This window comes from Pseudoalteromonas sp. APC 3224, assembly GCF_030407535.1.
In the GTDB taxonomy this organism is placed as follows: Bacteria; Pseudomonadota; Gammaproteobacteria; order Enterobacterales; family Alteromonadaceae; genus Pseudoalteromonas.
The window spans coordinates 19,760-43,278 of sequence record NZ_JASDDF010000003.1 but is presented as its reverse complement, the minus strand read 5'-3'; the positions used below and the strand labels follow the sequence as shown (position 1 = coordinate 43,278).

The following is a 23,519-nucleotide window of genomic DNA, read 5'->3' as shown; positions in this document are numbered from 1 at the left end:
TTTCACTAATTACTTTGCTATTGTTTTCCTTTATTATGTATAGCTTGTAACTAATCACAGAGCATAAAGGTCGATAAATGAGCAAAACCTGGGGCATTTTGATGCTAAGCGTACTGAGCGCACCATCGCTTGCCGAAACTGAACTGACACACAACTTTTGTGGCACTTCAATGCAAACCAGAGCTTGGCAACCGCTAGCTGGCCTTGAGCTTGGAACGGTTGATATCAGCGCTGATGACGTTGAGCTTTTAGGCACACAAAGCGCTGAATTTACTGGTAATGTTGATATTAACACCGTTAACATGAGTTTGTCCGCACAATCAGCACTGATTGATAAACAACGCGGCCTACTCAATGCCACCGGCCCTATTACCTACCGCGATTATGTAAGTAAAGTTCAAAGTGCGGGCTTAAACGCCGATTTAAACAACTCAGCATTTAGCTTATTAGGCGCACAATACAGCCTAACACAACAGCAAGGCAAAGGTGGTGCGGAAAAACTCACCATCGACAAGTCTGGCTTAATGCTGATGAATGCAAGCTTTACTGCTTGCCCGGGTAATACGCCAGTATGGGCGATTGAAGCCGACGAAATTAATTTATCGCGAGAAGAAGGCTGGGGTGAAACCTACAATGCGGTGCTACGTATTTTAGACACGCCAGTGCTCTATTTACCCTATTTTACTTTCCCACTTGATGAGCGCCGTAAATCAGGCTTATTAACACCCAGCTTTTCAAGCTCAGATCGCTATGGTTTAGAGACTATTACGCCTTATTATTGGAATATTGCTTCAAACTATGATGCAACCATTACGCCGCGTTATATGTCACGCAAAGGTTTACAGCTACAAACTGAATTTAGATATCTAACTCCAGAACACCAAGGTTTAGTGGCTGTCGAATACTTAAATAAAGATGACTCAGAGCCTGAGCTTGACGAGCGTTTTTTGTTTCATTGGCAACAAAAAAGCTATATAGGCGAAGACTGGCGAGCCAGTATTGATATAACCAATGTCAGTGATGATAATTACCTTACTGATTTAAACTCAACTTATGCAAGTAAAACCGATACTCAGCTTTATCGTACCGGCTCACTAACTCACATGGGCGAGATGTGGCGTACTGATATAAAAATACAAAACTTTGAAGTACTCGGTGACCACTTAGAGTCATATACAGCCTTACCTCAAGTTAGCTTTACACAAACTACGCCGTGGAAAATTGATTACTTCGATTTTACTGTTTCAGGGGAGCTGAGCCACTTTACTAATAGCTCAGCGGTGATTGACCAAGCAACTCGCGTGCATATAGAGCCTAAAGCACGCTTTGATTACAAAGAATATGCTTGGTCATTTTTATCTGAAGTAAGCCTGCTACAAACTAACTATAAACAAGACGGCAACTTACAGGGCACTCAATATAGCGAGACGGTCTCGCGCACATTGCCGAAACTCCGCTTATATTCTCAGCTTAACTTTGAGCGCGACACCTCAATTTTTATCGACGATGGCATTCAAACCTTAGAACCACAAATTCAGTATTTATATACGCCTAACAAAAATCAATCTGATATTGGCTTATACGATACCACTAAACTACAAGATGACTTTTTTGGCCTATTCAGGGATGCACGTTTTTCAAGTGTTGACCGTATTGCCGCTGCAAATCAATTTACGCTTGGGGCAACCACTCGTTTATTTGATAAGAAAAATGAAGAAGTATTTAATTTCAGTGCTGGCCAAATATTTTATTTAAGTAATTCAGCCAAGCCCACAGAGCAAGGGCTTAACAGCGACAGTAACTACAATGCCTTATTTGCAGCGCAAACCATGTTACATTGGCACCGCCGCTGGTATTTATCCGGTGGTATTCAGTACGATACGGATGGCAAGCAAATTATCCAGTCAAATGTCACCTTAGATTATAAAGGTGACGATAATCAGCTGGTTCAATTGAACCATCGCTATGCAAATGATGTCTCAGGAAATACAATCGAACAAGCGGGCTTATTTACAAGCATTCCTATCAGTGACGAATGGCAATTTATTGCAAGTTACCATCGCGACCTTGATAATAACCGCAGTATTGAAGTATTTAGTGGATTACAGTATGAATCGTGCTGTTGGGCGTTCCAAATTACTGGTCATCGCCAAATTGAAACTGATTTAAATCAGTCAATTGGGCAACCCCAAGCCACTTTTGATTCGAGCATTCGTTTGAATTTTGTATTAAAAGGGCTTGGTAGTAAAAGTCGTTATGATGCTCAAAAATTATTACAACAAGGTATTTTTGGTTATCGTAGGCCGTATTTTCTTAATGACTAAGCTGCATTTTGTATAGTAAAAATTTACAAATAACTATATCAATCTAGTCGCATTTAGCATTACAACAGTACTATTAGTAAGAGTAGTAAAAAGAATATGAATTTAAAAAAATTATTAACATCAGCAGTTTTAACGTTTGGCTTATGCCAAAGTGCATTCGCCGCACCGGTCGAAATAGATAAAGTGATTGGTACTGTAAACCAAGGCGTTATTTTAAAAAGTGAAGTAGACACTATTGTTGATCGTGTTAAAAAGCAAGCAGAAGAACAAAATCAACAGCTGCCAAAAGACGAAACACTGCGTGTACAAGCAATTGAACGCTTAATTAATCAAACGCTAATGATGCAAATGGCTGAGCGTATGGGCTTAGAGATTTCAGATAGCCAGCTTGACCAAACACTTGCCAACATGGCCAAAGAGCAAGGCGGTACAATTGCTGATTTACGTCGTACTATTGAAGCATCGGGTGAAAGCTTTCAAGCTTACCGTGAAGAAATTCGTAAAGAGATAACCACGCAACAAGTCATACGTGTAAACGTAGACCGTCGCATATATATAAGCGACCAAGAAATTGATAACTTGCTAAAAATTATGGATAGCCAAGGAAAAAATGCCGAAGAATACGATATTGGTCATATTCTTATCGATATTCCAAGCGGTGCAAGTGCAGACGACGTAAGCTCTGCAAAAACACGCGCAGAAAAAGTAATTGAACTGCTGCAAGACGGTCAAGAATTTAAGCGTATTGCGATTTCTTCATCAAGTGGTCCAAAAGCGCTTGAGGGTGGTCAATTAGACTGGATGGGCATTAACGAAATGCCATCTTTATTTGCAGGAGCGGTGAAAGGGCAAAAGAAAGGTACGATTATTGGCCCACTTCGCTCTGGCGCAGGTTTTCATATTATTAAGGTGCAAGACGTACGTGGTCGCCAAGTAGTAGAAGCCACAGAAGTTAAATCTCGTCATATTCTCATTAAACCTTCGATTATTTTAAGCGAAGAAAAAGCCCGCACTATGCTAGCTGGCTTTGTTAAGGATTTACGCTCTGGAAATGCTGACTTTGCAGAACTAGCTAAAGAGCACTCGCAAGACCCAGGCTCAGCGCTTAAAGGCGGGCAATACGACTGGACTGATCCAACCACCTACGTTCCTGCGTTTAGAGATACATTGCTATCTCTTGATCAAAACGAAATCAGCGAACCCTTTAGAACCCAGTATGGCTGGCACATTGTGCAGTTGTTAGATACACGCGTTGCAGATAAAACTGAGCAAGCTAAGCGTAATCGTGCACATGGCATGTTGTTTAATCGTAAATTTAAAGAAGAAGGTTTTAACTGGCAGCAAGAAATGCGCGAACAAGCCCATGTTGAAATTTTCCCAACAGACGAATAATTATGACCTTAAGAATTGCGGTAACCCCTGGTGAGCCTGCTGGCATTGGGCCTGACTTGCTATTAAAACTGGCACAGCACAGCTGGGATGCACAGCTAGTAGCGATTGCAGATGCATCGCTACTAAAGCAGCGCGCTAAACATTTAGGTTTAAACATTAAATTGATTAAATTTGATGAAAGCGCCAAAGCTATGCCTACAGCTGCTGGCAGCTTGTACATAAAACAGATTGATTTAGCCGAGCCGGTTGAGCTGGGTGTGCTGAATGACGCAAACGGTCAATACGTATTAGACACACTACGTATTGCCAGTGAGAAAAATATGGACGGCACTTTTGATGCTGTTGTTACCGGCCCTGTTCATAAAGGTATTATTAACCAAGCCGGTATTTCTTTTAGTGGCCACACTGAGTACTTTGCTCAACAATCGGGCACCGCTGATGTTGTTATGTTATTAGCTACCGAAGGTCTGCGAGTTGCATTAGTAACAACGCATATCCCGCTTGCTTATGTTGCTCGTGCTATTACCCAAGAGCGACTGGTTAAAGTGGCTAATATTCTTAATCATGACTTAAAAACCAAGTTTGGTATTGAGCAACCGCGTATTTTAGTCTGTGGCTTAAACCCGCACGCTGGTGAAGATGGCCATTTAGGCCGCGAAGAAATCGACACGATTACGCCTACACTTGACATACTAAGAGCTGAGGGGATGAACTTAATCGGGCCTTTACCAGCAGACACATTATTTCAAGATAAATACCTAAATGAAGCTGATGCTGTGTTGGCTATGTATCACGATCAGGGATTACCTGTGCTAAAATACAAAGGATTTGGTAAGTCAGTGAATATAACTCTTGGCCTTCCATTTATCCGCACCTCAGTAGACCACGGTACTGCGCTTGATTTAGCCGGTACAGGTGATGCTGATGTTGGCAGTTTTGAATTAGCGATCCGCGAAGCAATTAAGCTCGCCCATGAAAAAGCACAGAATCAATGACCGATAAAGTACATTTAGGACACCGAGCCCGTAAACGTTTTGGCCAAAACTTTTTATTCGATGAATCAATCATCGATAAAATTGTCACCGCTATTGATCCCAAGCCGCAAGATAATTTAGTCGAAATTGGCCCTGGCCTTGGCGCTATTACTGAGCCTGTAGCCGATTTAAGTGGCCATTTAACGGTTGTTGAGCTAGATAAAGATTTAGCCCAACGTTTAATTGAGCACCCTTTTTTAGGGCCTAAATTAACCGTAAACCAAGGCGATGCAATGAAGTTTGATTTTGCAAGCCTAGTTAAAGACGACAAAAAGCTAAAAGTATTTGGTAACCTACCGTACAACATTTCTACTCCTTTGTTGTTTCACCTTTTTGAATTTGCCGATCATATTGAGCATATGCACTTTATGCTGCAAAAAGAAGTGGTAAAACGCATGGTTGCAGGCCCAGGCAGCAAAACCTTTGGCCGCTTGAGTGTAATGACTCAATACTACTGTAATGCGATGCCTGTAGTAGAAGTACCACCAGAGTGCTTTAAACCTGCACCTAAAGTGGACTCTGCGGTTATTCGCTTAATCCCCAAAAAGGCAGAGCAGCGCACAGCTAAGAGCGTTAAAATATTAAATACAGTCTGTTTAGAAGCGTTTAATCAACGTCGTAAAACACTGCGCAACAGCCTAGGCAACCTTTTAACCGCTGAAGAGTTAACCAGCATTGGCATTGATATTACTTTGCGTGCTGAGAGCCTGTCGTTACAACAATTTATTGATATAGCTAACTGGATTTATGACAACAAGCAGTAATATGGGATCACCTGTAAAGGTATCTGTAGAAACATTTTATGTAGAAGAGCAATCGCAACCTGAACTTGATAAATTTGTGTTTGCTTACTCCGTTACTATAAAAAACCACAGTTTATGTAGTGCAAAACTACTCAGTCGCTATTGGTTAATTACCGATGCCAATGGCAAAGAAGTAGAAGTACAAGGTGAAGGTGTGGTGGGTGAAACCCCAGATATAGCCCCAGGCGAAAGTTACAAATACACCAGTGGTGCAATATTAGATACTCCGGTAGGCACCATGCAAGGGCATTACACTTTACGAAACGAATTTGGTGCTGAGTTTGAAGCCCCCATAAATGTGTTCCGTTTAGCTTGCCCTAACATCTTACACTGAGTAAGAACAGCGTCTAATGGCCGACTACGCAATAGGTGATTTACAAGGCTGCTTTAACGAATTTAGTTTATTGTTAAAGCAAGTCGACTTTAATCCTAGCAAAGATCATCTCTACCTAGTAGGTGATATTGTTGCTCGCGGCCCAGACTCCAAAGCATGTCTTGATTACATATATCAGCACCAAGACAGCGTTAGCGTCACATTAGGCAATCATGACTTACATATGATTGCCTGTTATTTAAATAATGTTACCCCCAACCCCAAAGACAAACTAACGACTCTGTTCAACAGCAGTAAACTCCCACATTACGTCGCGTTTTTGCAAACTCAGCCTTTAGCTCTTTACTTAGATAAATATGATTGCTTTATTTCACACGCGGGGCTAAACCCTGATTGGTCGTGCGTGCAAGCCATTGAGCACGCCCAATTCGCACAGCAATGCTATGGTGCTGACAACGCTCAATACTTCTTAAAAAACATGTATCAGCCTCACCCACTAACATGGAGTGAGCAACTCGATGACGCTGCCAAGTTTCGTTATATTGTTAATTATTTCACCCGTATGCGCTTTATTACACCCGATAACTTGCTTGATTTTAGTGCAAAAGAAGCAACAGCAAATAGCCATTCATTGATTCCTTGGTTTTCTCATCCTAAAATTGTTAACGCTCAACATGACCTTGTTTTTGGTCATTGGGCTGCACTTGAAGGTCAAACTCCCTACAAACACCTGTACGCTCTAGATACAGGTTGCGTCTGGGGCGGCTCAATGACCTTAATAAATTTACAGAGCAAACAAAAACTTTCAAAAAAATCACAACTTTTGTCTAAATAAACTGAAAAAAGTTAATACATCTGTTAAGTTTAAGAGTGCATGTTAAATTGCATAATTACAAACCATTCACAACTAAGTGTAAAAAATAGCAACACTCTCTAATCTAATTAAAGATGAGGAAAATTGCTTTGTATTATTTTACATCCATAATCGAATAGTTGAATTATGTATGCTTAGTGTGTGATGAAGTTTCACGGTAAATTTAGCAACTAACTATTAACAGTAAAAATTAATTATTTTTAATTACTTAACTTATTGTTGAAAGCGCCGATAAGTTTTAATAGACGTATTTTTGAATGGAAAACCATATGAATCTAACAGTGAGTCAACGTATTTGGGGTGGTTTTATATTTATCACTTTATTACTTTTAATTATTGGCGGTAACTCTTTAATAAAAATAGCAAATATAGATCGCTCAACTCAAAAGGTTAATCAGCTATCGCTTCCGGCATTAAACAAGAGCGCTCAATTACAAGCTGAATTTATTTTGATGAGTAAAGCTGCTCAAGCTAGCTTTCACACTTCATCGGCTCAAGAGCTAGCGCCAATAAAAGCACAAATAGAAGAACAAAAACAGTTATTTGATAAGTTACATCGCGAGCTACAACAAGTAGTAAAAGATGATCCACAACTAAATAAGAGTAGCCTTGACGTTGAAAAGACCTACTTAAGTTTTTTAAGCATTATAGAGAGCCTACTCAAAGACAAAAACACTCAGTTAGTGCTTAATAAAAAGCTTAAAGCTCAATTAGAAACCGTTGAGCTTGCGGCAGAAGATGCCAACTCTATGGTTCTTGATATTATTGATATCGATGGTTTAGAAGATAACTACCCTCGTGCTTATCAAGCAGCTAATAACCTTGAAAATAACTTTATGTCTGTGGTTACCAGTAGCACCGATATGTTAACTGTTAAAACACTTAATACGCTCGATATTATTAAAAATGAACAAGTATATTACTTTGAAGAAGTCGTTCGTACCGTTTCATTAATACAACCTGCAATAGAGCAGAGCCATAGCGGCTTGTTTAACGACTTAAAAGGTTATGTAGATACACTTGAGAGTAATATTTTAGGTAACGATAGCCTTTCAGCGAATAAAAAACGCCTTATCGATGCAATCAGCACAACTGAACGTGAATTAGAAGAGTCTGAAAAAGCTACTAAAACAGCACTTAGCCAAATTGACGAATTAGTATTACAAGCCAGCGGCGTTGCATTTACTTTGCAAGAAGGCGTTCGCAGCGATGTAAACTCAGCTAACTTATGGACTTGGATAGGCATGATCATTGCTACTATTATCGCTGTGCTTGTGGCCATTGTTACAGTTAACCGTATTACTAAGCCATTAGCAGAAGTTAACCGCATTTTAGATATTGTTGCCAGTGGTGATATGACTCAACGCTTGGATGACAGCGCAAAAGATGAATTTGGTGAATTGTCGAAAAGTTGTAACACCTTAATTGATAGCTTACGTAGCTTAATTACCGGTATTATTTCGCGTTCAACACAGCTTGCTGCTGCTTCTGAGCAAACCTCAACAATTACCGGTGAGTCGAGCAAAGCGATTAGTAATCAACAAGCGCAAGTAGAGCAAGCGGCAACCGCAACCACTGAAATGAGCAGTACCTCTCAAACAGTGAGCAACAGTGCTCAACAAGCACTGGGCGAAATCAAAAATGCTGATAAAGAAGCTGAACGCGTTAAAGGTATTTCAAATCAAAATAAAGCAACCATTGAACAACTCGCTTACGAAGTTGATGAAGCATCAAGTGTTATTAATAAGCTACACAAAGATAGCGCCTCAATTGGTAGTATTTTAGACGTTATTCGTGGTATCGCTGAGCAAACTAACTTACTTGCACTTAATGCGGCCATTGAGGCAGCGCGTGCCGGCGAGCAAGGCAGAGGCTTCGCCGTGGTAGCTGATGAAGTAAGATCGCTTGCAAGTAAAACTCAAGAGTCGACCCAAGAGATTCAATCTATGATTGAATCACTACAGTTGGGCGCTGAAGAAGCAGTTAAAGCCATGGAAAAAGGTAAAGAACGCGCTGTTTCTTGTGTTGAGCAAAGTGATTTAGCTAATAGTGCACTAGATTCAATTACTCTTGCGGTATCGCAAGCGCACAATGTCAGTGAAGAGATATCAACGGCAGCACAAGAGCAACAACAAGTATCACAAGAGATTAGTGAACGCTTAGAGTCTATTGTTGCTATCGCCGAGCAAACAGCAGAAGGTGCTGTACAAACTAATATTTCAAGTTCAGAAGTGGCTAAATTAGCCGAAGAACTAAGAATATCAGTAGAGAACTTTAAAGTATAAGTATCGCACTGTAAGTAGCCTTAGGGCTGCTTACAGTTCACCCCTAGTAAGTCATAGTAAAACACCCGTTCCCTCTCCAGACATGCTTATACACCGCACAATCTTACTCTAAATACACAACATCCAACTGATTAGTCCGTGAAGTCATTTAATACTATTTATATTTTCTTTGGTTATACCAATTCGCTTAATTAAGTGGTCTATTTTGAGGCTGGAAAAACGCGTTGATAGCTAGGCAAAAAATTTGCTATTTAGTTGCTCTAAATGAGAATTTTTAACGCAGGCAGCGACACGTTTAGCCCCGTAAAGTGATTAAGTATTATTGCGGATTGATATTACAAACAACGGAGCCGCTATTAAAACAATAAGCCATGGTGCTTAACATAAATTTTTAATTAGATGGACACAATTACGGTAGGTATATTTTCGGTGGTAACAGAGTGAATTTTAAAAACAAAAAACCCAGCATAAGCTGGGTTTTTACATTTCTGAAAGAAAACTAAATTACTTAATTTTAGCTTCTTTGAAAATCACATGTTTACGAGCCTTAGGATCGAACTTTTTGATTTCCATTTTTTCAGGCATGTTACGCTTGTTCTTGTCGGTAGTGTAGAAAAAACCAGTACCAGCAGTTGAAACTAAACGGATCTTATCGCGCATAATTCAGTTCCTTAAACTTTTTCGCCACGAGCACGGATTTCTGTAAGAACCGTGTCAATGCCTTTTTTATCGATAATACGCATACCTTTAGTAGTAGTGCGTAATGTTACAAAACGTTTTTCACTTTCAACCCAAAAACGGTGTGTTTGTAGGTTAGGTAGGAAACGACGTTTAGTCGCGTTTCTCGCGTGTGAACGGTGGTTACCAACCGCTGGACGCTTACCTGTAACTTGACATACTTTAGACATGTCTATATATCTCCAATAACTTCGCTCGAGCTTAATTTTTCCCTAAGGCCATGTATTTGTGCCCTAGAGATAAATCGAAGGGCGCTCTTTATACAGCTTTTACAGGCAAAGATCAAATACTGATCTTATCCAACCAGCTCATGTGTAAATTTTATAGCGGCTAATTATAAAGATCGAATGCCCTTAGGGAAAGTAAAAACTGCATTTAAATTAAACTAATTTGCCAAAACACACTAAACCGCTCATTTTTAGCACATATCTGCGAGCAATAAACTTAAATAAGTCCCCGTTCGGCAAACGAAACACAATTTTCACCACCAATAATAATATGATCCAATACATTTATGTCGACTAATTGCAGCGCTTGGCACAATTTATTGGTAATTAGTTTATCGGCCTGACTTGGTTCTGCAATACCGCTGGGATGATTATGTGAAAAAATAACCGCTGCCGCATTATTTTTTAAAGCCGCTTTGACAACTTCACGTGGATATACACTGGCTGCGTTAATCGTACCATAAAATAAGATTTCATCTTTCAATAAACGATTTTGACTATCAAGATACAACACCATAAACACCTCCTGCTGCAACCCTCGCATTTGCAGGGTTAAATAGTCGTAAACAGCTTGAGGGGAATTAAAAACGGCATCGCGAACAAAGCCTTCTTGCATATAACGCTGACTTAGCTCAAGTACTGCTTGTAACTGTACATATTTAGCTGTACCCAGCCCTTTTTGCGCACAAAACTCATCTATGCTGGCATTAAACAAATTATGCAGGGTTTTATTTTCATTGATCAGATGTTGTGCCAGCTCTATTGCATTCATACCGGGTAAACCCGTACGTAAAAATATAGCCAATAGTTCAGCATCAGAGAGTGCCTTTGCGCCTTTTGCTAGCAGCTTTTCTCGCGGTCTGAGTGAATTAGGCAGAGAGGTTAATTGCATCGTTCATCCTTGAAAGCGGTCAGTATCATATAACTGTAATGCAAAATTAAAAATTAGCGCGATAAAACGCATTTTATCTTAGCTGTCACGCTCAAGATTTGTTATTTTAGCCAGCATATTTTATAAAATTGATGAACAACCATGATTAATTTAACAAATAAAAAAATAGTGCTGGGTATTAGCGGTGGAATTGCAGCCTATAAATGTGCCGAACTAGTAAGACGTTTAAAAGACCATGGTTGTGACGTTAAAGTTGTAATGACTGAATCAGCAAAGCATTTTATTACCCCGCTAACGATGCAAGCTGTCAGTGGTGAAATAGTGTCTGACTCATTGCTCGACCCATCAGCAGAAGCTGCGATGGGACATATTGAATTTGCCAAATGGGCTGATTTAATTTTAGTGGCTCCTGCCACCAGCAATATTATTGCAAAAATGGCGGTAGGCATTGCTGATGATCTACTCACTACGTTATTACTCGCAACTCCTGCAAAAGTGGCTGTGGCACCGGCTATGAATCAACAAATGTACGCGCACCCTGCCACGCAAGCTAATATAGCCACTTTAAAGGCTCGTGGCGTTGCAGTTTGGGGGCCAGGCAAAGGTGAGCAAGCCTGTGGTGATGTAGGTGCAGGGCGAATGCTTGAACCGCATGAATTAGTGAGTTTATGCACTGAACCTGCGCAACCACAACTCTTAGCGGGTAAAACCATTACTATTACCGCAGGCCCAACCCGAGAACCTCTCGATCCGGTGCGTTTTATATCAAACCACAGCTCAGGAAAAATGGGTTATGCACTAGCACAAGCTGCTTTATCATTTGGCGCGCAAGTTAACTTAATTTCAGGCCCAGTGACCATTACCGCGCCGCAAGGCGTTAATTTAATTAATATAGAAAGTGCTGAGCAGCTACTGCAAGAATCTCTCAATTACGCCCATCAATCAGACGCCTTTATTGGCTGCGCTGCTGTAGCCGATTACCGCGCAGCGAATATCGCCACGCAAAAAATGAAAAAACAAGGCGATGAACTCACTCTTAGCTTAGTTAAGAACCCAGACGTTATAGCAGCGGTAGCAAACCTTACACAAAGCCGCCCTTACACTGTCGGCTTTGCAGCAGAAACGCAAAATGTTGCTAACTACGCTAAAGGGAAATTGACTAATAAAAACCTCGATATGATTTGCGCAAACGACGTATCGCAAAGTGATTTAGGCTTTAATTCAGAACGTAACGCACTTACTCTTTATTGGCAAAATGAACAACTCGATTTACCTGTGACTAGTAAAACAGAAATAGCAATCAAAGTGATCGAGCAGCTTGCCAAACGATTATAAAAAGGCTGGAAACAAACTGAATAAAACATTAACATGATGACGCCTTGTGACCTTTTAGTGTAATTTTACTTCGCTAATATAGTTTAATGCTTGCGCAGTACCAGAGCTTCACGTAATACGTGAAAATATCGCTTCACTGGTTATTGCCCGCACAAACACTAGGCAGGTAGCTGTGTTATCGCACGTTGATGTAGAAAAAATAACTATTAAAAAAAGGAATGTTCATGCCTGCGACAAAAAAAAGTAATCGCAAAGAGCAAATACTGCAAGCACTCGCACAAATGTTAGAAACCAGCCCTGGTCAGCGTATTACAACTGCCAAACTTGCCGCAGAAGTTGGCGTATCTGAAGCCGCTCTTTATCGCCACTTTCCGAGCAAAGCGCGGATGTTTGAAGGATTAATTGAGTTTATTGAAGATACCCTGCTATCACGTATTAATCTTATTTTAGATAACGAAAAAGAAAGCAAAGCACGCGTATACAATACCTTATTACTGTTGCTAACGTTTGCTGAGAAAAACCCTGGCATTACTCGTATATTAACAGGCGATGCTCTACAAGGTGAGCAGGAGCGACTTCGTGAACGTGTACAAGGCTTATTTGAAAAGCTAGAGACCCAATTCAAGCAAATTCTTAGAGAGCGTAAGCTACGTGAAGGTAAAAACTTCCAAAGCGATGAGCTAACCCTAGCTAACTTTTTGCTTGCCTACGTTGAGGGTAAAATGAATCAGTTTGTGCGCAGTAATTTTAGTGCTCGCCCAAGTGAGCAATTTGAAAAACAATGGCCAGAACTTCAAAAAATTTGGTTATAAGATTCGAAGTAATACCTTGTTAGTGATGCTAACAAGGTATTAAATAAACCACTTCCACTCCTATTTTTCACAGATGCCTACCACCTCGCATCCCGTAGCTCGAAAATTTTACCTTTTACCTTTTACCTTTTACCATTCATTTTTAACCTCTCATCTCTGCCCTGCTACCACTTATCGTATCTACTCGAATTGTTATTAAAACTCGTTACAATAAAATAATGTTAAAAAACGAGAATCTATAATGAAAACACAACTCACTCTTATAGGCTGTGCACTTATTACCAGCTTAACGAGCGCTAGTGCCTTAGCAAATAAGCCATTAGAATTTAAAGATGTATTTGATTTTAAATCTGCAAAAGGCACACAGCTTTCTGAAAATGGTCAAATCCTCTCTTTAAGTGCAACCCCTTATCGCGGTAATGCCACAGGGCAAGTCTACTCGCTAAATAATAACAAGCTTATTGCTGAAGTAGAGCGAGGCACTCGCCCTACAATTAACAAAATGGCGAACTGGGTTGCATTCACTCAAGTGCCTACCCTACTTGAAAAAGAAACCACTAAGAAAAAAAGCGATCTAAAAAACAATCTAGTATTAGTGAATACTCAAACCGGTGAGCAACAACGTTTTAATGACGTAAAAGACTACGTACTTGCTAATAACGGGAAGTGGCTTGCCTATCGCAAAAATGAGAGCACCGACGCGGATGATAAAAACGCCGATAACGATAGCGCTATCCCTGCAGACAAAAAAGATAAAAGCTACCCGCTGGTTATCGTCAACTTAAGCGATAAACGCACCCACACTCTTGAAAGTGCCTTCACCTATGATATTAGCGCCAGCAGCGATCAATTATTAGTGAGCCAAAGCTATGTGGATGGCAATAATAATCAAATTACTTTATTTTCACTCAATGATTTTTCCAGCACGGCATTAATTGACGAGCCAGGTGTGGTTGCCAACGAAATAGCTTGGCATCCAATCAATAAGAGTGTTGCATTTACTTTAGGTAACTATGTAAACGATGATAAGCGTCGCCGCCAATACGAATTAACGCTTTGGCAGAACGAAACGCTTACCACTGTGCAGTCACCTAACCCAGAATGGTTAATGGGTAAAACTGCGACATTAAAGTGGGCCGAAGATGGTACACGCCTATACTTTGAAAACCGCCCAAAACTTGCTGCAAAAGTTAAGCAAAAAGAATATACCGATGAGTCTTCACTGTATAACTTTGAGGTTATTCGCGACCAAAAAGGGTTAAATGTATGGCACAACAACGATGCGCAAATTAAACCTCGCGAAGAGCAGCAATGGAATAAAAACAATAAAAATCGACATTACACGGCGGTATACCATGTAAATTCGCAACAAGTTGTACAGTTAAGCACACCAAATATGCCAGAGCTGGCACTTAATACTGAACGCGCGGATTCATTATTAGGTTACTCAAATTTAGCTCATCTTGAAAAAGTAATGTATGGCGGCTTTTTTGCTGACTACTTTGCGGTTGATATAAAAACGGGTAAACAAACGCCTATTATTAACGACTATCCATTTAGACCTAGCCTTGCGCCTAATGGTCAGTTTGCTGCTTACTTTGATAACAACCAAGTACAGCTTAAAAACTTAGGCAATAACAAAGTGAGCGTACTCAGCAAAGCAATTAACGCTACCTTTGCCGATGACAAACACGATTACCCATCTAAGCAGCCTGGCTATGGCTTTGCTGGCTGGCTTAACGATAGCAGCGAAATACTGGTTTATAGTAAATATGATATTTGGTCGTTTAATGTAAATACCAAGCAAGCCAAACGCTTAACTAATGGTAAACAAAGTAATACTCAGTACAGAGTGATCAAGCTTGATAAAAACCAAGTGGGCTTTAACAGCAATGATACTCTTTTGCTCTCCGCAATTAACTTACAAAGTAAGCAAAGTGAAGTGGCTAAACTTAATTTAACAACGCTTAACGTTACTAAAGTACTCACAGGTAATAAGCGTTTTGATGTAATTAAAAAAGCCAAAAGTGCCGATAAATACTTATTTACTGAGCAAACCTATCAGCAATTTCCTGATATTTATCAAACAGGCTTTAGCTTCAAACAAGCACAACAAGTCACTAACCTTAATCCTCAGGTAACTAATTTTGCTTGGGGAGAAAAGCCTGAACTTATTAACTATAAAGGCTTTGATGGAGAAGATTTACAAGGGGTATTAATCAAACCTGCCGGCTATAAAAAAGGCGATAAAGTACCGGTTGTGGTGTACTTTTACCGCTATATGAGCCAGCGTATGTACGATTTCCCTAAAATGGAATTAAATCATCGCCCTAACTTTCCGATGTTTACATCAAATGGCTACGCCATCTTTTTACCTGATATTCGCTTTGAAATAGGTCACCCAGGTAAGTCTTCAACTCAAACCATGATCAACGCCACTCAAAAGCTGATTGATTTAGGCATTGCCGATGCTAATAAAATAGGGTTACAAGGCCACTCATGGGCGGGTTATCAAAGCGCGTTTATGATCACTGAAACTGATATGTTTAAAGCTGTAGTTTCGGGTGCGCCAGTGTCTAACATGACCAGCGCCTACAGTGGCATTCGCTTAAAGTCAGGGCTTGCTCGCCAATTTCAATATGAAACAGGGCAAAGTCGCATTGGTAAAAACTTATTTGAAGCCCCAGAGCTTTATATTGAGAACTCGCCAGTCTTTTTTGCGGATAAAGTAAATACCCCTATTTTGATTATGTTTGGTGATAAAGATGATGCTGTGCCATGGCATGAAGGCGTGCAATATTACTTAGCACTGCGCCGTGCGGGTAAAGATGCCACATTTTTACAATATGAAGGTGAACCGCATCACTTAAAGCAATTCCCTAATCAGGTAGATTTCTCCGTGCGCATGATGCAGTACTTTGATCATTACTTAAAAGGCAAGCCAGCCGCTAAGTGGATGAAAGAGGGTGAAGCGTTTATCGAAGAGTAACTAATAAACCGGCGCTATTTGGCGTCGGTTTAACATTTAAAACCAGCAATTAAAGACTATATAAAGTTTTAAATAAATACTAAATCACTATTAAAACTGACTTTTATATTCAGTTCGCGTATTCTAATCTCCTGATTTAAACAACCTCTATAACGAAATGAGCAACGCCACTCCGCCATTTTCAATCTCAGCCAGCATGACTCACAGCATTGCAAATATTAGTGAAGCTTTAGGTAAAATCAGTGCCTTATATTCGCCAGCAACTATTGAGCACTATAAGCAACAAAAACCCACCTCTATACAAATGAAAAACTCTGAGTTTCAATTCACAGCATCTGACCTATCAAGCCCAGATTGCTTATTAGCTCTGCATCGCAGCTTAATGAAAAATAAGACTGAAAAGTCAGGCTGTTATAGGGAGCAAAGTCTAGCGTTAAAAAATGGCTTACAAATGGCACCACAGGCAATGCGAGTGCCACAAATGGTAGAAGAGCTATTTGCGTGGTTTAATACAACCAACCATCACCCTCTAATCAGTAGCGCAGTATGTCATTATGAATTGCAGTTTATCCAACCTGTTTCACTGGGTAATACTGAATTAGCCTGTACTTGGCAAACCCAACAATTATCGCAGTGGCATACGCTATTTTCATTACTAAACATTCATAACCTAATAGCGACAACACGCCAACAATACGTTGAAAGCATTAACCTAAGTACCAAAACAGGTGACTCATCCGTATTTATTGAGTACATGTTAGAGACATTACTTTCAGCATTGAACGTTTTAAAAAGTGATTTAAAATCAATAACAAAAAGCCAAAACCCACAACAAACCCCCCAAGTTAAAAACACTATACACTTAGACATACAAGCCCCCCAAGTCATCGCTTTAATAAATGTATTTAACCAAAGCGAAAAACCATTAAACCGACAAGAGCTACAAAACCAGCTAGGGTTAAAAGATCGAAAACATTTTAGAGAGCGCTATTTAAAACCTGCAATTGATGCAGGCATAATCGAAATGACTATTCCCGAAAAACCGAATAGTAAAATGCAGCAATATAGACTTAAAAGTTAGAAATAAAAAATGCCACTTAAGAGCTTAAGTGGCAGGTTTAATAAGCCGCGCTGAGCGACTTTTTACGCGTATTGCCCAGCGGCAAACCCACAGCTCCACGCGTATTGGAAATTATAGCCTCCTAGCCAACCCGTTACATCGGTCACTTCACCAATAAAGTATAAACCTTTGGCTTTTTTAGCCTCAAATGTTTTAGAACTTAACTCGTCGGTATCTATACCACCTAAAGTCACTTCTGCAGTTCTGTAACCCTCAGTACCATTTGGCTTAATTTGCCACGCATGAATATAATCAGCAAGCGCATCAATTTGGCTATGCGCTAGCTGATTAATATTGCAATCAGGAATAGCTTTACTGTTATGGAGTATTTCAACAAAACGCTTAGGAAGGATAGTAGCGAGGCTATTTTTTAACGATTTTTGCGCTTGCGTTTCTCGCCAATCGGCTAACTGTTGCTTTAAATCGAGTTCAGGTAATAAATTGATCGTCACCGCCTGACCTGCTCGCCAAAATGAGCTTATTTGTAATATGGCAGGCCCGGATAAGCCGCGGTGAGTAAATAAAATATTCTCTTTAAATACAGTACCATCTTCGCTTGCAACTTCACACGGGATACTAATGCCAGAAAGCCCTTCAAAACGCTCTTTATCGTGTTGATGTAAGGTAAAGGGAACTAAAGCAGCCATCGTCGGCAATACCTTTAAACCAAATTGCTCTGCAATTTTATAACCTATTGGCGTCGCGCCAAGTTTAGGCATAGTTAAACCGCCCGATGCGACAACTAACGACTCGCAGGTCAGAGTTTCTTGCTCAGTTGTGACACTGTAACCTGTTGCTGTTTTAGCTACATTTAACACTTCGCTGCGTAGTTTAATTGTAACACCCGCCCACTCACACTCTGTTAGTAAAATATCAACAATGTCTTGTGCGCTATTGTCACAGAATAATTGTCCCAATGTTTTATGGTGATACGCCAAACCATGTCGGTCTACAAGCTCTACAAAGTCATGCTGGGTATAACGACTTAAGCACGACTTTACAAAATGGGGATTAGTGCATAAATAGTTATTAGGGCTCGCATTTTCGTTAGTAAAGTTACAACGCCCGCCGCCACTAATTAAAATTTTACGTCCTGGCTTTTTACCCATATCAAGCACTGTAACACTTCGGCCGCGATATCCTGCTTGTGCTGCACACATTAAACCTGCAGCTCCGGCACCGATCACTATCACATCAAGGTGAGTCATTTGGTCATCTCTTAAAAACTTTGGTGAATTATAACAAAGTTTCGGTAACAACAAGATAGCTGTTATATTGTTTTTAATTTATCAATAAAGATTAAATAATGATAAAAAACACCAAATAAATCTAATACATTAGGATCGTCAACACAATAAAAACAAATACAAAACGACTGAAAGGTTACTAAATTCACGGTTATAACTAAATGAGATAGGCACATACGTATTTAATATTTCAAAATTATTAACAGATCATTTACCTTTGTACCCGCTTTGTGGCTTTCCACAAATAATAATAAAACTAAGGGTAATTATGACTTCTAATAATTCATTTAAAAAATGCGCTGTTGCGCTAACAATAAGTACACTATTTGCAGCCAGCTCAAGCATGGCAAATCCAGCACAAGCAATCGCACCATCAATGGCTGAAACCTCAGTTAAAATGCAAAATCAAAGTGGGTTTGAAACTCAGTTCATTATCAAATATAAAAATAATAGCGATATAATGAGTACATCAACAGCTGAAGCATCGTCTGCAATGATGAATAAACAAGCGCAAAGCTTTGTAAAAAACTTCACCTCAAAAAAAGGAAAAGTTAAAGCTAAATATATCCGTGCAATGGCATTAAATGACCATCACGTAATGCGCGCTGACAAAAAACTCAATGCCGAAGAAGCGCAACAGTTTATGCAAGAAATAATTAATTCAGGTAGCGTTGAATATATCGAAATCGATCAAATGCTAAAGCCATTTGCCACACCAAACGATCCTCGCTATGGCGACCAATGGCATTACTATGAGCAAGCCGGTGGCCTAAATCTACCAACAGCCTGGGATACTGCCACAGGCAGTGGTGCAGTTGTGGCTGTTCTAGATACTGGTTACCGCCCACATGTTGATTTAAACGCCAATATTTTACCTGGCTACGATATGATCTCTAATCTATCAGTCGCTAATGATGGCAATGGCCGTGATAACGATGCTCGCGATCCTGGTGATGCCGTCGCTGCTGGTGAATGTGGTGATAATGGAGCACAAGGCTCTAGCTGGCATGGTACTCACGTAGCAGGCACAGTCGCTGCTGTGACTAATAATGGTGAAGGCGTTGCTGGTGTTGCTTACGACGCCAAAGTAGTGCCAGTACGTGTATTAGGTAAATGTGGCGGCTTGACCTCAGATATTGCTGACGGCATTATTTGGGCTTCAGGCGGAAACGTATCAGGTACATCGACAAACCCAAATCCTGCAGATGTTATAAACATGAGTTTAGGTGGAGCAGGTACATGTAGCTCAACGACTCAAAATGCGATTAATACTGCACGTAACAACGGCTCTGTTGTTGTAATAGCTGCAGGTAACGATAACGATAATTCTGCAAACTACAACCCGGGTAACTGTAATGGAGTTGTTAATGTTGCATCAGTTGGTCGTAACGGTGGCCGCGCATATTACTCAAATTATGGTAGCAATATTGATGTAGCAGCGCCGGGTGGCGCACAAAATTTTGCTAATGATTCTGAAGGTGTTTTATCTACTTACAACTCAGGCTCAACAACACCATCAAGCGACAGCTATGGTTTTTCGCAAGGTACATCAATGGCCGCCCCTCACGTTGCAGGTGTAGCAGCGTTAATCAAACAAGCAAAACCAAACGCGACACCTGATGAAATAGAAAATATTTTAAAAACAACAACTCGTGCATTCCCAGCAACTTGTACTAACTGTGGCACAGGCATTGTTGATGCTGCCGCTGCTGTTGCAGCAGCCTCTGGTGGTACACCACCGCCAACATCAGGTGATAATGAGCTTATTGATGGGCAAGCGAAAACAGGCTTAAGCGGTGCGACAAGTACACAAAACTTTTACACTATGACAGTCCCAAGCGGTGCTACTAATGTAACTTTCACAATGAGTGGTGGTACAGGTGATGCTGACTTGTATGTACGTGCTGGTAGTAAACCGACAACAAGCACTTATGATTGCCGCCCTTACAATGAAGGTAACAGTGAAGAGTGTTCTATCGATAACCCAACTTCAGGTACTTATCATATAATGCTAAACGGCTACTCAGCCTACACTGGCGTTAGTTTAGTCGGTAACGTCACAGGCGGTTCAGACTCAGGCACACCACAAGCGGGTGGCGGTACAGTATCTGATGTTTCTGCAACAGCAGGTCAGTGGAAGCATTACACGCTAGAAGTTCCTGCTGGCATGGCTAACTTTACTGTAACAACATCAGGTGGCACTGGTGATGCAGACTTATTTGTAAAATTTGGTAGTCAGCCAACCAGCTCAAGCTATGATTGCCGCCCATTTAAAACTGGTAACGCCGAAACATGTACATTTAGCAACCCTCAAGCAGGCACATGGCATTTAAGTGTTAATGCGTATCAAACCTTCTCAGGTTTAACGCTAAGTGGTCAATACCAGCCATAGTCCATCTACTCCTTTAATGAAAAGCCGATATATATATATCGGCTTTTTTACTGATAAAAAGCAGATTAGTTATAATTTAGCTAAAACGACTTCAGCGCTACTTATTACAAATTCTTTTTCTTGCTCGACAAATAATTGGTTAACAACACCATTATCTACAACCATAGCGTAACGTTTCGAGCGCAAACCACCAAAGCCTGCAGTATCTTTTTCAAGACCTAAAGCACGAGTAAAACTAGCATCACCGTCTGCCAGCATATCTATATGCTCTGCATTTTGTGACTCACCCCATGCTTTCATCACAAATGCATCATTTACCGATACACAGTAGATAGCGTTAATACCCTTAGCCTTAATTTTATCGGCTAGCGCGATATAACCAGGCAAATGAGCATTCGAACAAGTGGGTGTAAAAGCACCAGGCACCGCAAATAACACAACTTTTTTATCTGTAAATAATTCATTATTAGTGAGTGTTTGCATACCTTTATCACTAAGCTGAGATAAATTTACTGCAGGTATTGTCTGACCTTGCTCTATCATATTAATTCCTTAGGGTAATTAAATAGTCTTTTAGCATACAGGTTAATATTTAATTCGTCTTCGATTAATCGCTGTTGTTATCTAAACCTAAACCTTCTTTAATAGATGTCATTTGCAACTCTAATTGCGAGCCTATATCAGCAACTAATTCACTCGACTCACTTACTTGGCTTTTCATATCATGCATTGATAGAGTAAAGTCACTAAGGAAATTACTTTGTTGTTTAGCCAACTCCATTGCATCAATCGCAACTTTATTAGCCTGCTGCGCATTATCTGCAACTCCTTCAGAGTTTACTTTAAGCTCTTGAGCATTTGCAGTTTGTAACTGTGCATCCTCAGTTAATGCATTGATTTGTTTATAGACTTCTTGAGAGTTTACGCTTAGTAGCGCCAATTGATCATTAATCTCTTTTAACGAACCTTGAGTCTGCATAGCTAATTGCCTTACCTCATCAGCAACCACGGCAAAACCTCGACCTTGCTCACCTGCTCTTGCTGATTCAATCGCAGCATTGAGCGCGAGTAAGTTTGTCTGCTCAGCGATGGTACGTATGACCGTAATAATATTGCTTACTCCCTGTACCCCGCTCAGTAATTCCTGAACACTATGCATACCTTGCTCAATACGCTGCTGTGTATCAGAACTGGCATTAAGCATACTTTTGGCAAAACCAACACTTTGTTGCATTGCTTCATAAGTACTTTGAGCATTTTCAGCAGCTTGAGCATTGATATGATTAACCTGCTCGCCAAGTTGCTGAATATTAAGAAGCAGTTCTTCATTGTGATTTACCTGCTGATAACTCGCATTACTTTTTTGACCTATCGTGTATAAATGCCCACTCATCTGCTGCATGAAATCACTGACTACATTAAGCATATCTGCTCTTTCTTGCGCTTCCAAACGCTGGCGTTCAATTAACTGGTTAAAATACTGCGCTATTTCACCCACCTCTGTTTTAGGGTTATTCACTGTAATATTTTTTAACTCATTACTTTCGATTAAGAATGCAAACCCATCTCGCAGTTGTCGTAAAGGTTGTAAAACCTGTTTACGTTGCACCCAATAAACACCAAAAGCTAATATTACTAGTCCACCTATTGCTATTCCAAACACCCAGAACACTTGTTGCTTTACGGTATCTTGCTGCGCTTTTAATGTTTGCTCTGCCTCAATCACTGTATCTGATAGTAAGCTAATTTGTTCGCGTAACTCATTTGTTCCTGAACGACGTAGTTTTGATTGCGATAAAGTACTGCTTAAATCACGCAGATAACGTTTAGGCCAACTCACCAACTCTGCTTTTATTTCAGCAGCCAAATCTTCAGGTTCTTCATCTACAAATAAAGCAAATTCATCAACCTCAGTCATTACTCCTAAGTTAGGTAGCTGCTCAATTTTTACAGCTAGTAAGTTTAGGGTTTTTATACTTTGTTGCAGGTTTTTCTCTATCTCAGGTTGGTAATTATTTAGCAGCTGATAAGTCGATAGTGATAAATTAACCACTTCACTGTAATAATCACTCGCTAATTTATTGTAGCTAAGAGCGTTACTGGCTTGCGTTGATGCTTTTTGCGCATAATTAATAAGTGAAGAGGCTGAGCCCGCCATTTGCCTAAGCGCGTTATCTAACAGCGCAGTTTCATTGCCAGAGAGTTTTCCAAGTGATCTGTATTTACCATTAATATCTGTATTTAATGAAGTTAATTGTTCAGCTAAACGAGCTTCTAACTCATGAGGCAGCACCGTTAACTGTTGGGCTTTAAGTTGCTCAATCAAGGTAGATGATTGTTTTAAGTATTGGCTATTACCTTGCGCTAAGTAACTCTCTAATTGATTGGCAAGCTCAACCATTATGCTATTTTTTAAATGGCTGTATGCGTTATCTTGTTGCTGAATTTTTAGTAATGTATGGCTTGCCCATAACAAGGTCGCGGCTAGAAGGATACTTGCAAATGTTAGTAAAATGGCTAGTAAACGGGTAAAAAATGATACACGCATAAATATATCTCAAAACTGAAATACACATAGAGTATTGAATTTTTATGACATATTTATGTAACAAGAGTAATAAGGATAAATACTTGAGGGAATTAGACTTAAAAGTAGTTAGACAGGGTGCAAAATGACAATTTATCTAAGTAAATAAAAAACCGCGTTTAAACGCGGTTTTT

The 23,519-nt window shown here is 40.0% G+C and carries 18 protein-coding genes; 12 read left to right on the top strand and 6 right to left on the bottom strand.

Going from position 1 to position 23,519, the window contains the following annotated elements; genetic code table 11:
* Nucleotides 1–77 precede the first annotated feature (77 nt).
* The 7 genes from lptD (at nt 78) to QL989_RS02055 (ending at nt 9,046) form a co-directional block, all read left to right on the top strand.
* Nucleotides 78–2,324, top strand: a complete 2,247-nt coding sequence (gene lptD, locus QL989_RS02085) for an LPS assembly protein LptD (protein WP_290167832.1) — start codon at nt 78–80, stop codon at nt 2,322–2,324.
* Nucleotides 2,325–2,420: 96 nt separating this feature from the next.
* The gene (gene surA / locus QL989_RS02080) at nt 2,421–3,716 is read left to right on the top strand and encodes a peptidylprolyl isomerase SurA (RefSeq protein ID WP_290167830.1); all 1,296 of its coding nucleotides are present in this window, start codon (nt 2,421–2,423) and stop codon (nt 3,714–3,716) included.
* A 2-nt stretch (nt 3,717–3,718) separates the two neighbouring features.
* On the top strand, nt 3,719–4,711 hold the full coding sequence (pdxA, locus tag QL989_RS02075) for a 4-hydroxythreonine-4-phosphate dehydrogenase PdxA (protein WP_290167828.1): 993 nt from the start codon (nt 3,719–3,721) through the stop codon (nt 4,709–4,711).
* On the top strand, nt 4,708–5,514 hold the full coding sequence (gene rsmA, locus QL989_RS02070; protein WP_010391631.1) for a 16S rRNA (adenine(1518)-N(6)/adenine(1519)-N(6))-dimethyltransferase RsmA: 807 nt from the start codon (nt 4,708–4,710) through the stop codon (nt 5,512–5,514). The genes pdxA and rsmA overlap by 4 nt, the downstream gene beginning before the upstream one ends.
* Entirely contained in the window at nt 5,498–5,887 is a 390-nt protein-coding gene (gene apaG, locus QL989_RS02065; RefSeq protein WP_041709470.1) for a Co2+/Mg2+ efflux protein ApaG, read from the top strand. Before rsmA ends, apaG begins: the two co-directional genes overlap by 17 nt.
* A gap of 16 nt (nt 5,888–5,903) precedes the next feature.
* Nucleotides 5,904–6,722 carry a symmetrical bis(5'-nucleosyl)-tetraphosphatase gene (locus QL989_RS02060; protein ID WP_290167823.1) on the top strand — a complete coding sequence of 273 codons (819 nt, stop codon included), beginning with the start codon at nt 5,904–5,906 and terminating at the stop codon, nt 6,720–6,722.
* 308 nt (nt 6,723–7,030) lie between these two features.
* Nucleotides 7,031–9,046, top strand: coding sequence for a methyl-accepting chemotaxis protein (locus tag QL989_RS02055; protein ID WP_138609106.1), 2,016 nt, complete (start codon nt 7,031–7,033; stop codon nt 9,044–9,046).
* Between the two features lie 504 nt (nt 9,047–9,550).
* On the opposite strand, the gene rpmG is transcribed toward QL989_RS02055, so the two are convergent.
* From rpmG to radC, 3 genes are all read right to left on the bottom strand, one after another.
* Nucleotides 9,551–9,706 (bottom strand): 50S ribosomal protein L33, encoded by a 156-nt coding sequence (rpmG, locus tag QL989_RS02050; RefSeq protein WP_004587947.1) that lies wholly within the window; start codon nt 9,704–9,706, stop codon nt 9,551–9,553.
* A gap of 11 nt (nt 9,707–9,717) precedes the next feature.
* Nucleotides 9,718–9,954: a 50S ribosomal protein L28 gene (gene rpmB, locus QL989_RS02045; protein WP_008464111.1), complete on the bottom strand. Its 237-nt coding sequence runs from the start codon at nt 9,952–9,954 to the stop codon at nt 9,718–9,720.
* A gap of 274 nt (nt 9,955–10,228) precedes the next feature.
* The gene (radC, locus tag QL989_RS02040; RefSeq protein WP_178956588.1) at nt 10,229–10,903 is read right to left on the bottom strand and encodes a DNA repair protein RadC; all 675 of its coding nucleotides are present in this window, start codon (nt 10,901–10,903) and stop codon (nt 10,229–10,231) included.
* A 141-nt stretch (nt 10,904–11,044) separates the two neighbouring features.
* Between radC and coaBC the strand changes: the two genes are divergently transcribed.
* From coaBC to QL989_RS02020, 4 genes are all read left to right on the top strand, one after another.
* Nucleotides 11,045–12,238: a bifunctional phosphopantothenoylcysteine decarboxylase/phosphopantothenate--cysteine ligase CoaBC gene (gene coaBC, locus QL989_RS02035; RefSeq protein WP_178956589.1), complete on the top strand. Its 1,194-nt coding sequence runs from the start codon at nt 11,045–11,047 to the stop codon at nt 12,236–12,238.
* A 224-nt stretch (nt 12,239–12,462) separates the two neighbouring features.
* Nucleotides 12,463–13,050 (top strand): nucleoid occlusion factor SlmA, encoded by a 588-nt coding sequence (slmA, locus tag QL989_RS02030; protein ID WP_008113236.1) that lies wholly within the window; start codon nt 12,463–12,465, stop codon nt 13,048–13,050.
* A gap of 241 nt (nt 13,051–13,291) precedes the next feature.
* Nucleotides 13,292–16,039 carry a prolyl oligopeptidase family serine peptidase gene (locus tag QL989_RS02025; protein ID WP_290167819.1) on the top strand — a complete coding sequence of 916 codons (2,748 nt, stop codon included), beginning with the start codon at nt 13,292–13,294 and terminating at the stop codon, nt 16,037–16,039.
* 157 nt (nt 16,040–16,196) lie between these two features.
* Nucleotides 16,197–17,120, top strand: coding sequence for a Fic family protein (locus QL989_RS02020; protein WP_290167817.1), 924 nt, complete (start codon nt 16,197–16,199; stop codon nt 17,118–17,120).
* 62 nt (nt 17,121–17,182) lie between these two features.
* Here QL989_RS02020 and QL989_RS02015 read toward each other — a convergent pair whose 3' ends face one another.
* Nucleotides 17,183–18,367, bottom strand: coding sequence for an NAD(P)/FAD-dependent oxidoreductase (locus tag QL989_RS02015; RefSeq protein ID WP_290167815.1), 1,185 nt, complete (start codon nt 18,365–18,367; stop codon nt 17,183–17,185).
* Nucleotides 18,368–18,674: 307 nt separating this feature from the next.
* Here QL989_RS02015 and QL989_RS02010 point away from each other — a divergent pair, with 307 nt between their 5' ends.
* Nucleotides 18,675–20,798 carry a S8 family peptidase gene (locus tag QL989_RS02010; protein WP_290167813.1) on the top strand — a complete coding sequence of 708 codons (2,124 nt, stop codon included), beginning with the start codon at nt 18,675–18,677 and terminating at the stop codon, nt 20,796–20,798.
* 69 nt (nt 20,799–20,867) lie between these two features.
* Here the strand turns inward: QL989_RS02010 and QL989_RS02005 are convergent, their stop codons facing one another.
* The gene (locus QL989_RS02005; protein WP_138609012.1) at nt 20,868–21,341 is read right to left on the bottom strand and encodes a peroxiredoxin; all 474 of its coding nucleotides are present in this window, start codon (nt 21,339–21,341) and stop codon (nt 20,868–20,870) included.
* A 64-nt stretch (nt 21,342–21,405) separates the two neighbouring features.
* Nucleotides 21,406–23,346, bottom strand: a complete 1,941-nt coding sequence (locus tag QL989_RS02000; protein ID WP_290167809.1) for a methyl-accepting chemotaxis protein — start codon at nt 23,344–23,346, stop codon at nt 21,406–21,408.
* Between the last annotated feature and the right edge of the window lie 173 nt (nt 23,347–23,519).

Bases quoted from the DNA above. Each gene is read 5' to 3' on its own strand.
- rpmB (WP_008464111.1), bottom strand. From the start codon at position 9,954: ATGTCTAAAGTATGTCAAGTTACAGGTAAGCGTCCAGCGGTTGGTAAC.
- QL989_RS02010 (WP_290167813.1), top strand. From the start codon at position 18,675: ATGACTTCTAATAATTCATTTAAAAAATGCGCTGTTGCGCTAACAATA.
- QL989_RS02015 (WP_290167815.1), bottom strand. From the start codon at position 18,367: ATGACTCACCTTGATGTGATAGTGATCGGTGCCGGAGCTGCAGGTTTA.
- QL989_RS02020 (WP_290167817.1), top strand. From the start codon at position 16,197: ATGAGCAACGCCACTCCGCCATTTTCAATCTCAGCCAGCATGACTCAC.
- QL989_RS02025 (WP_290167819.1), top strand. From the start codon at position 13,292: ATGAAAACACAACTCACTCTTATAGGCTGTGCACTTATTACCAGCTTA.
- surA (WP_290167830.1), top strand. From the start codon at position 2,421: ATGAATTTAAAAAAATTATTAACATCAGCAGTTTTAACGTTTGGCTTA.
- radC (WP_178956588.1), bottom strand. From the start codon at position 10,903: ATGCAATTAACCTCTCTGCCTAATTCACTCAGACCGCGAGAAAAGCTG.
- apaG (WP_041709470.1), top strand. From the start codon at position 5,498: ATGACAACAAGCAGTAATATGGGATCACCTGTAAAGGTATCTGTAGAA.
- QL989_RS02055 (WP_138609106.1), top strand. From the start codon at position 7,031: ATGAATCTAACAGTGAGTCAACGTATTTGGGGTGGTTTTATATTTATC.
- lptD (WP_290167832.1), top strand. From the start codon at position 78: ATGAGCAAAACCTGGGGCATTTTGATGCTAAGCGTACTGAGCGCACCA.
- QL989_RS02000 (WP_290167809.1), bottom strand. From the start codon at position 23,346: ATGCGTGTATCATTTTTTACCCGTTTACTAGCCATTTTACTAACATTT.
- rsmA (WP_010391631.1), top strand. From the start codon at position 4,708: ATGACCGATAAAGTACATTTAGGACACCGAGCCCGTAAACGTTTTGGC.
- QL989_RS02005 (WP_138609012.1), bottom strand. From the start codon at position 21,341: ATGATAGAGCAAGGTCAGACAATACCTGCAGTAAATTTATCTCAGCTT.
- QL989_RS02060 (WP_290167823.1), top strand. From the start codon at position 5,904: ATGGCCGACTACGCAATAGGTGATTTACAAGGCTGCTTTAACGAATTT.
- coaBC (WP_178956589.1), top strand. From the start codon at position 11,045: ATGATTAATTTAACAAATAAAAAAATAGTGCTGGGTATTAGCGGTGGA.
- rpmG (WP_004587947.1), bottom strand. From the start codon at position 9,706: ATGCGCGATAAGATCCGTTTAGTTTCAACTGCTGGTACTGGTTTTTTC.
- slmA (WP_008113236.1), top strand. From the start codon at position 12,463: ATGCCTGCGACAAAAAAAAGTAATCGCAAAGAGCAAATACTGCAAGCA.
- pdxA (WP_290167828.1), top strand. From the start codon at position 3,719: ATGACCTTAAGAATTGCGGTAACCCCTGGTGAGCCTGCTGGCATTGGG.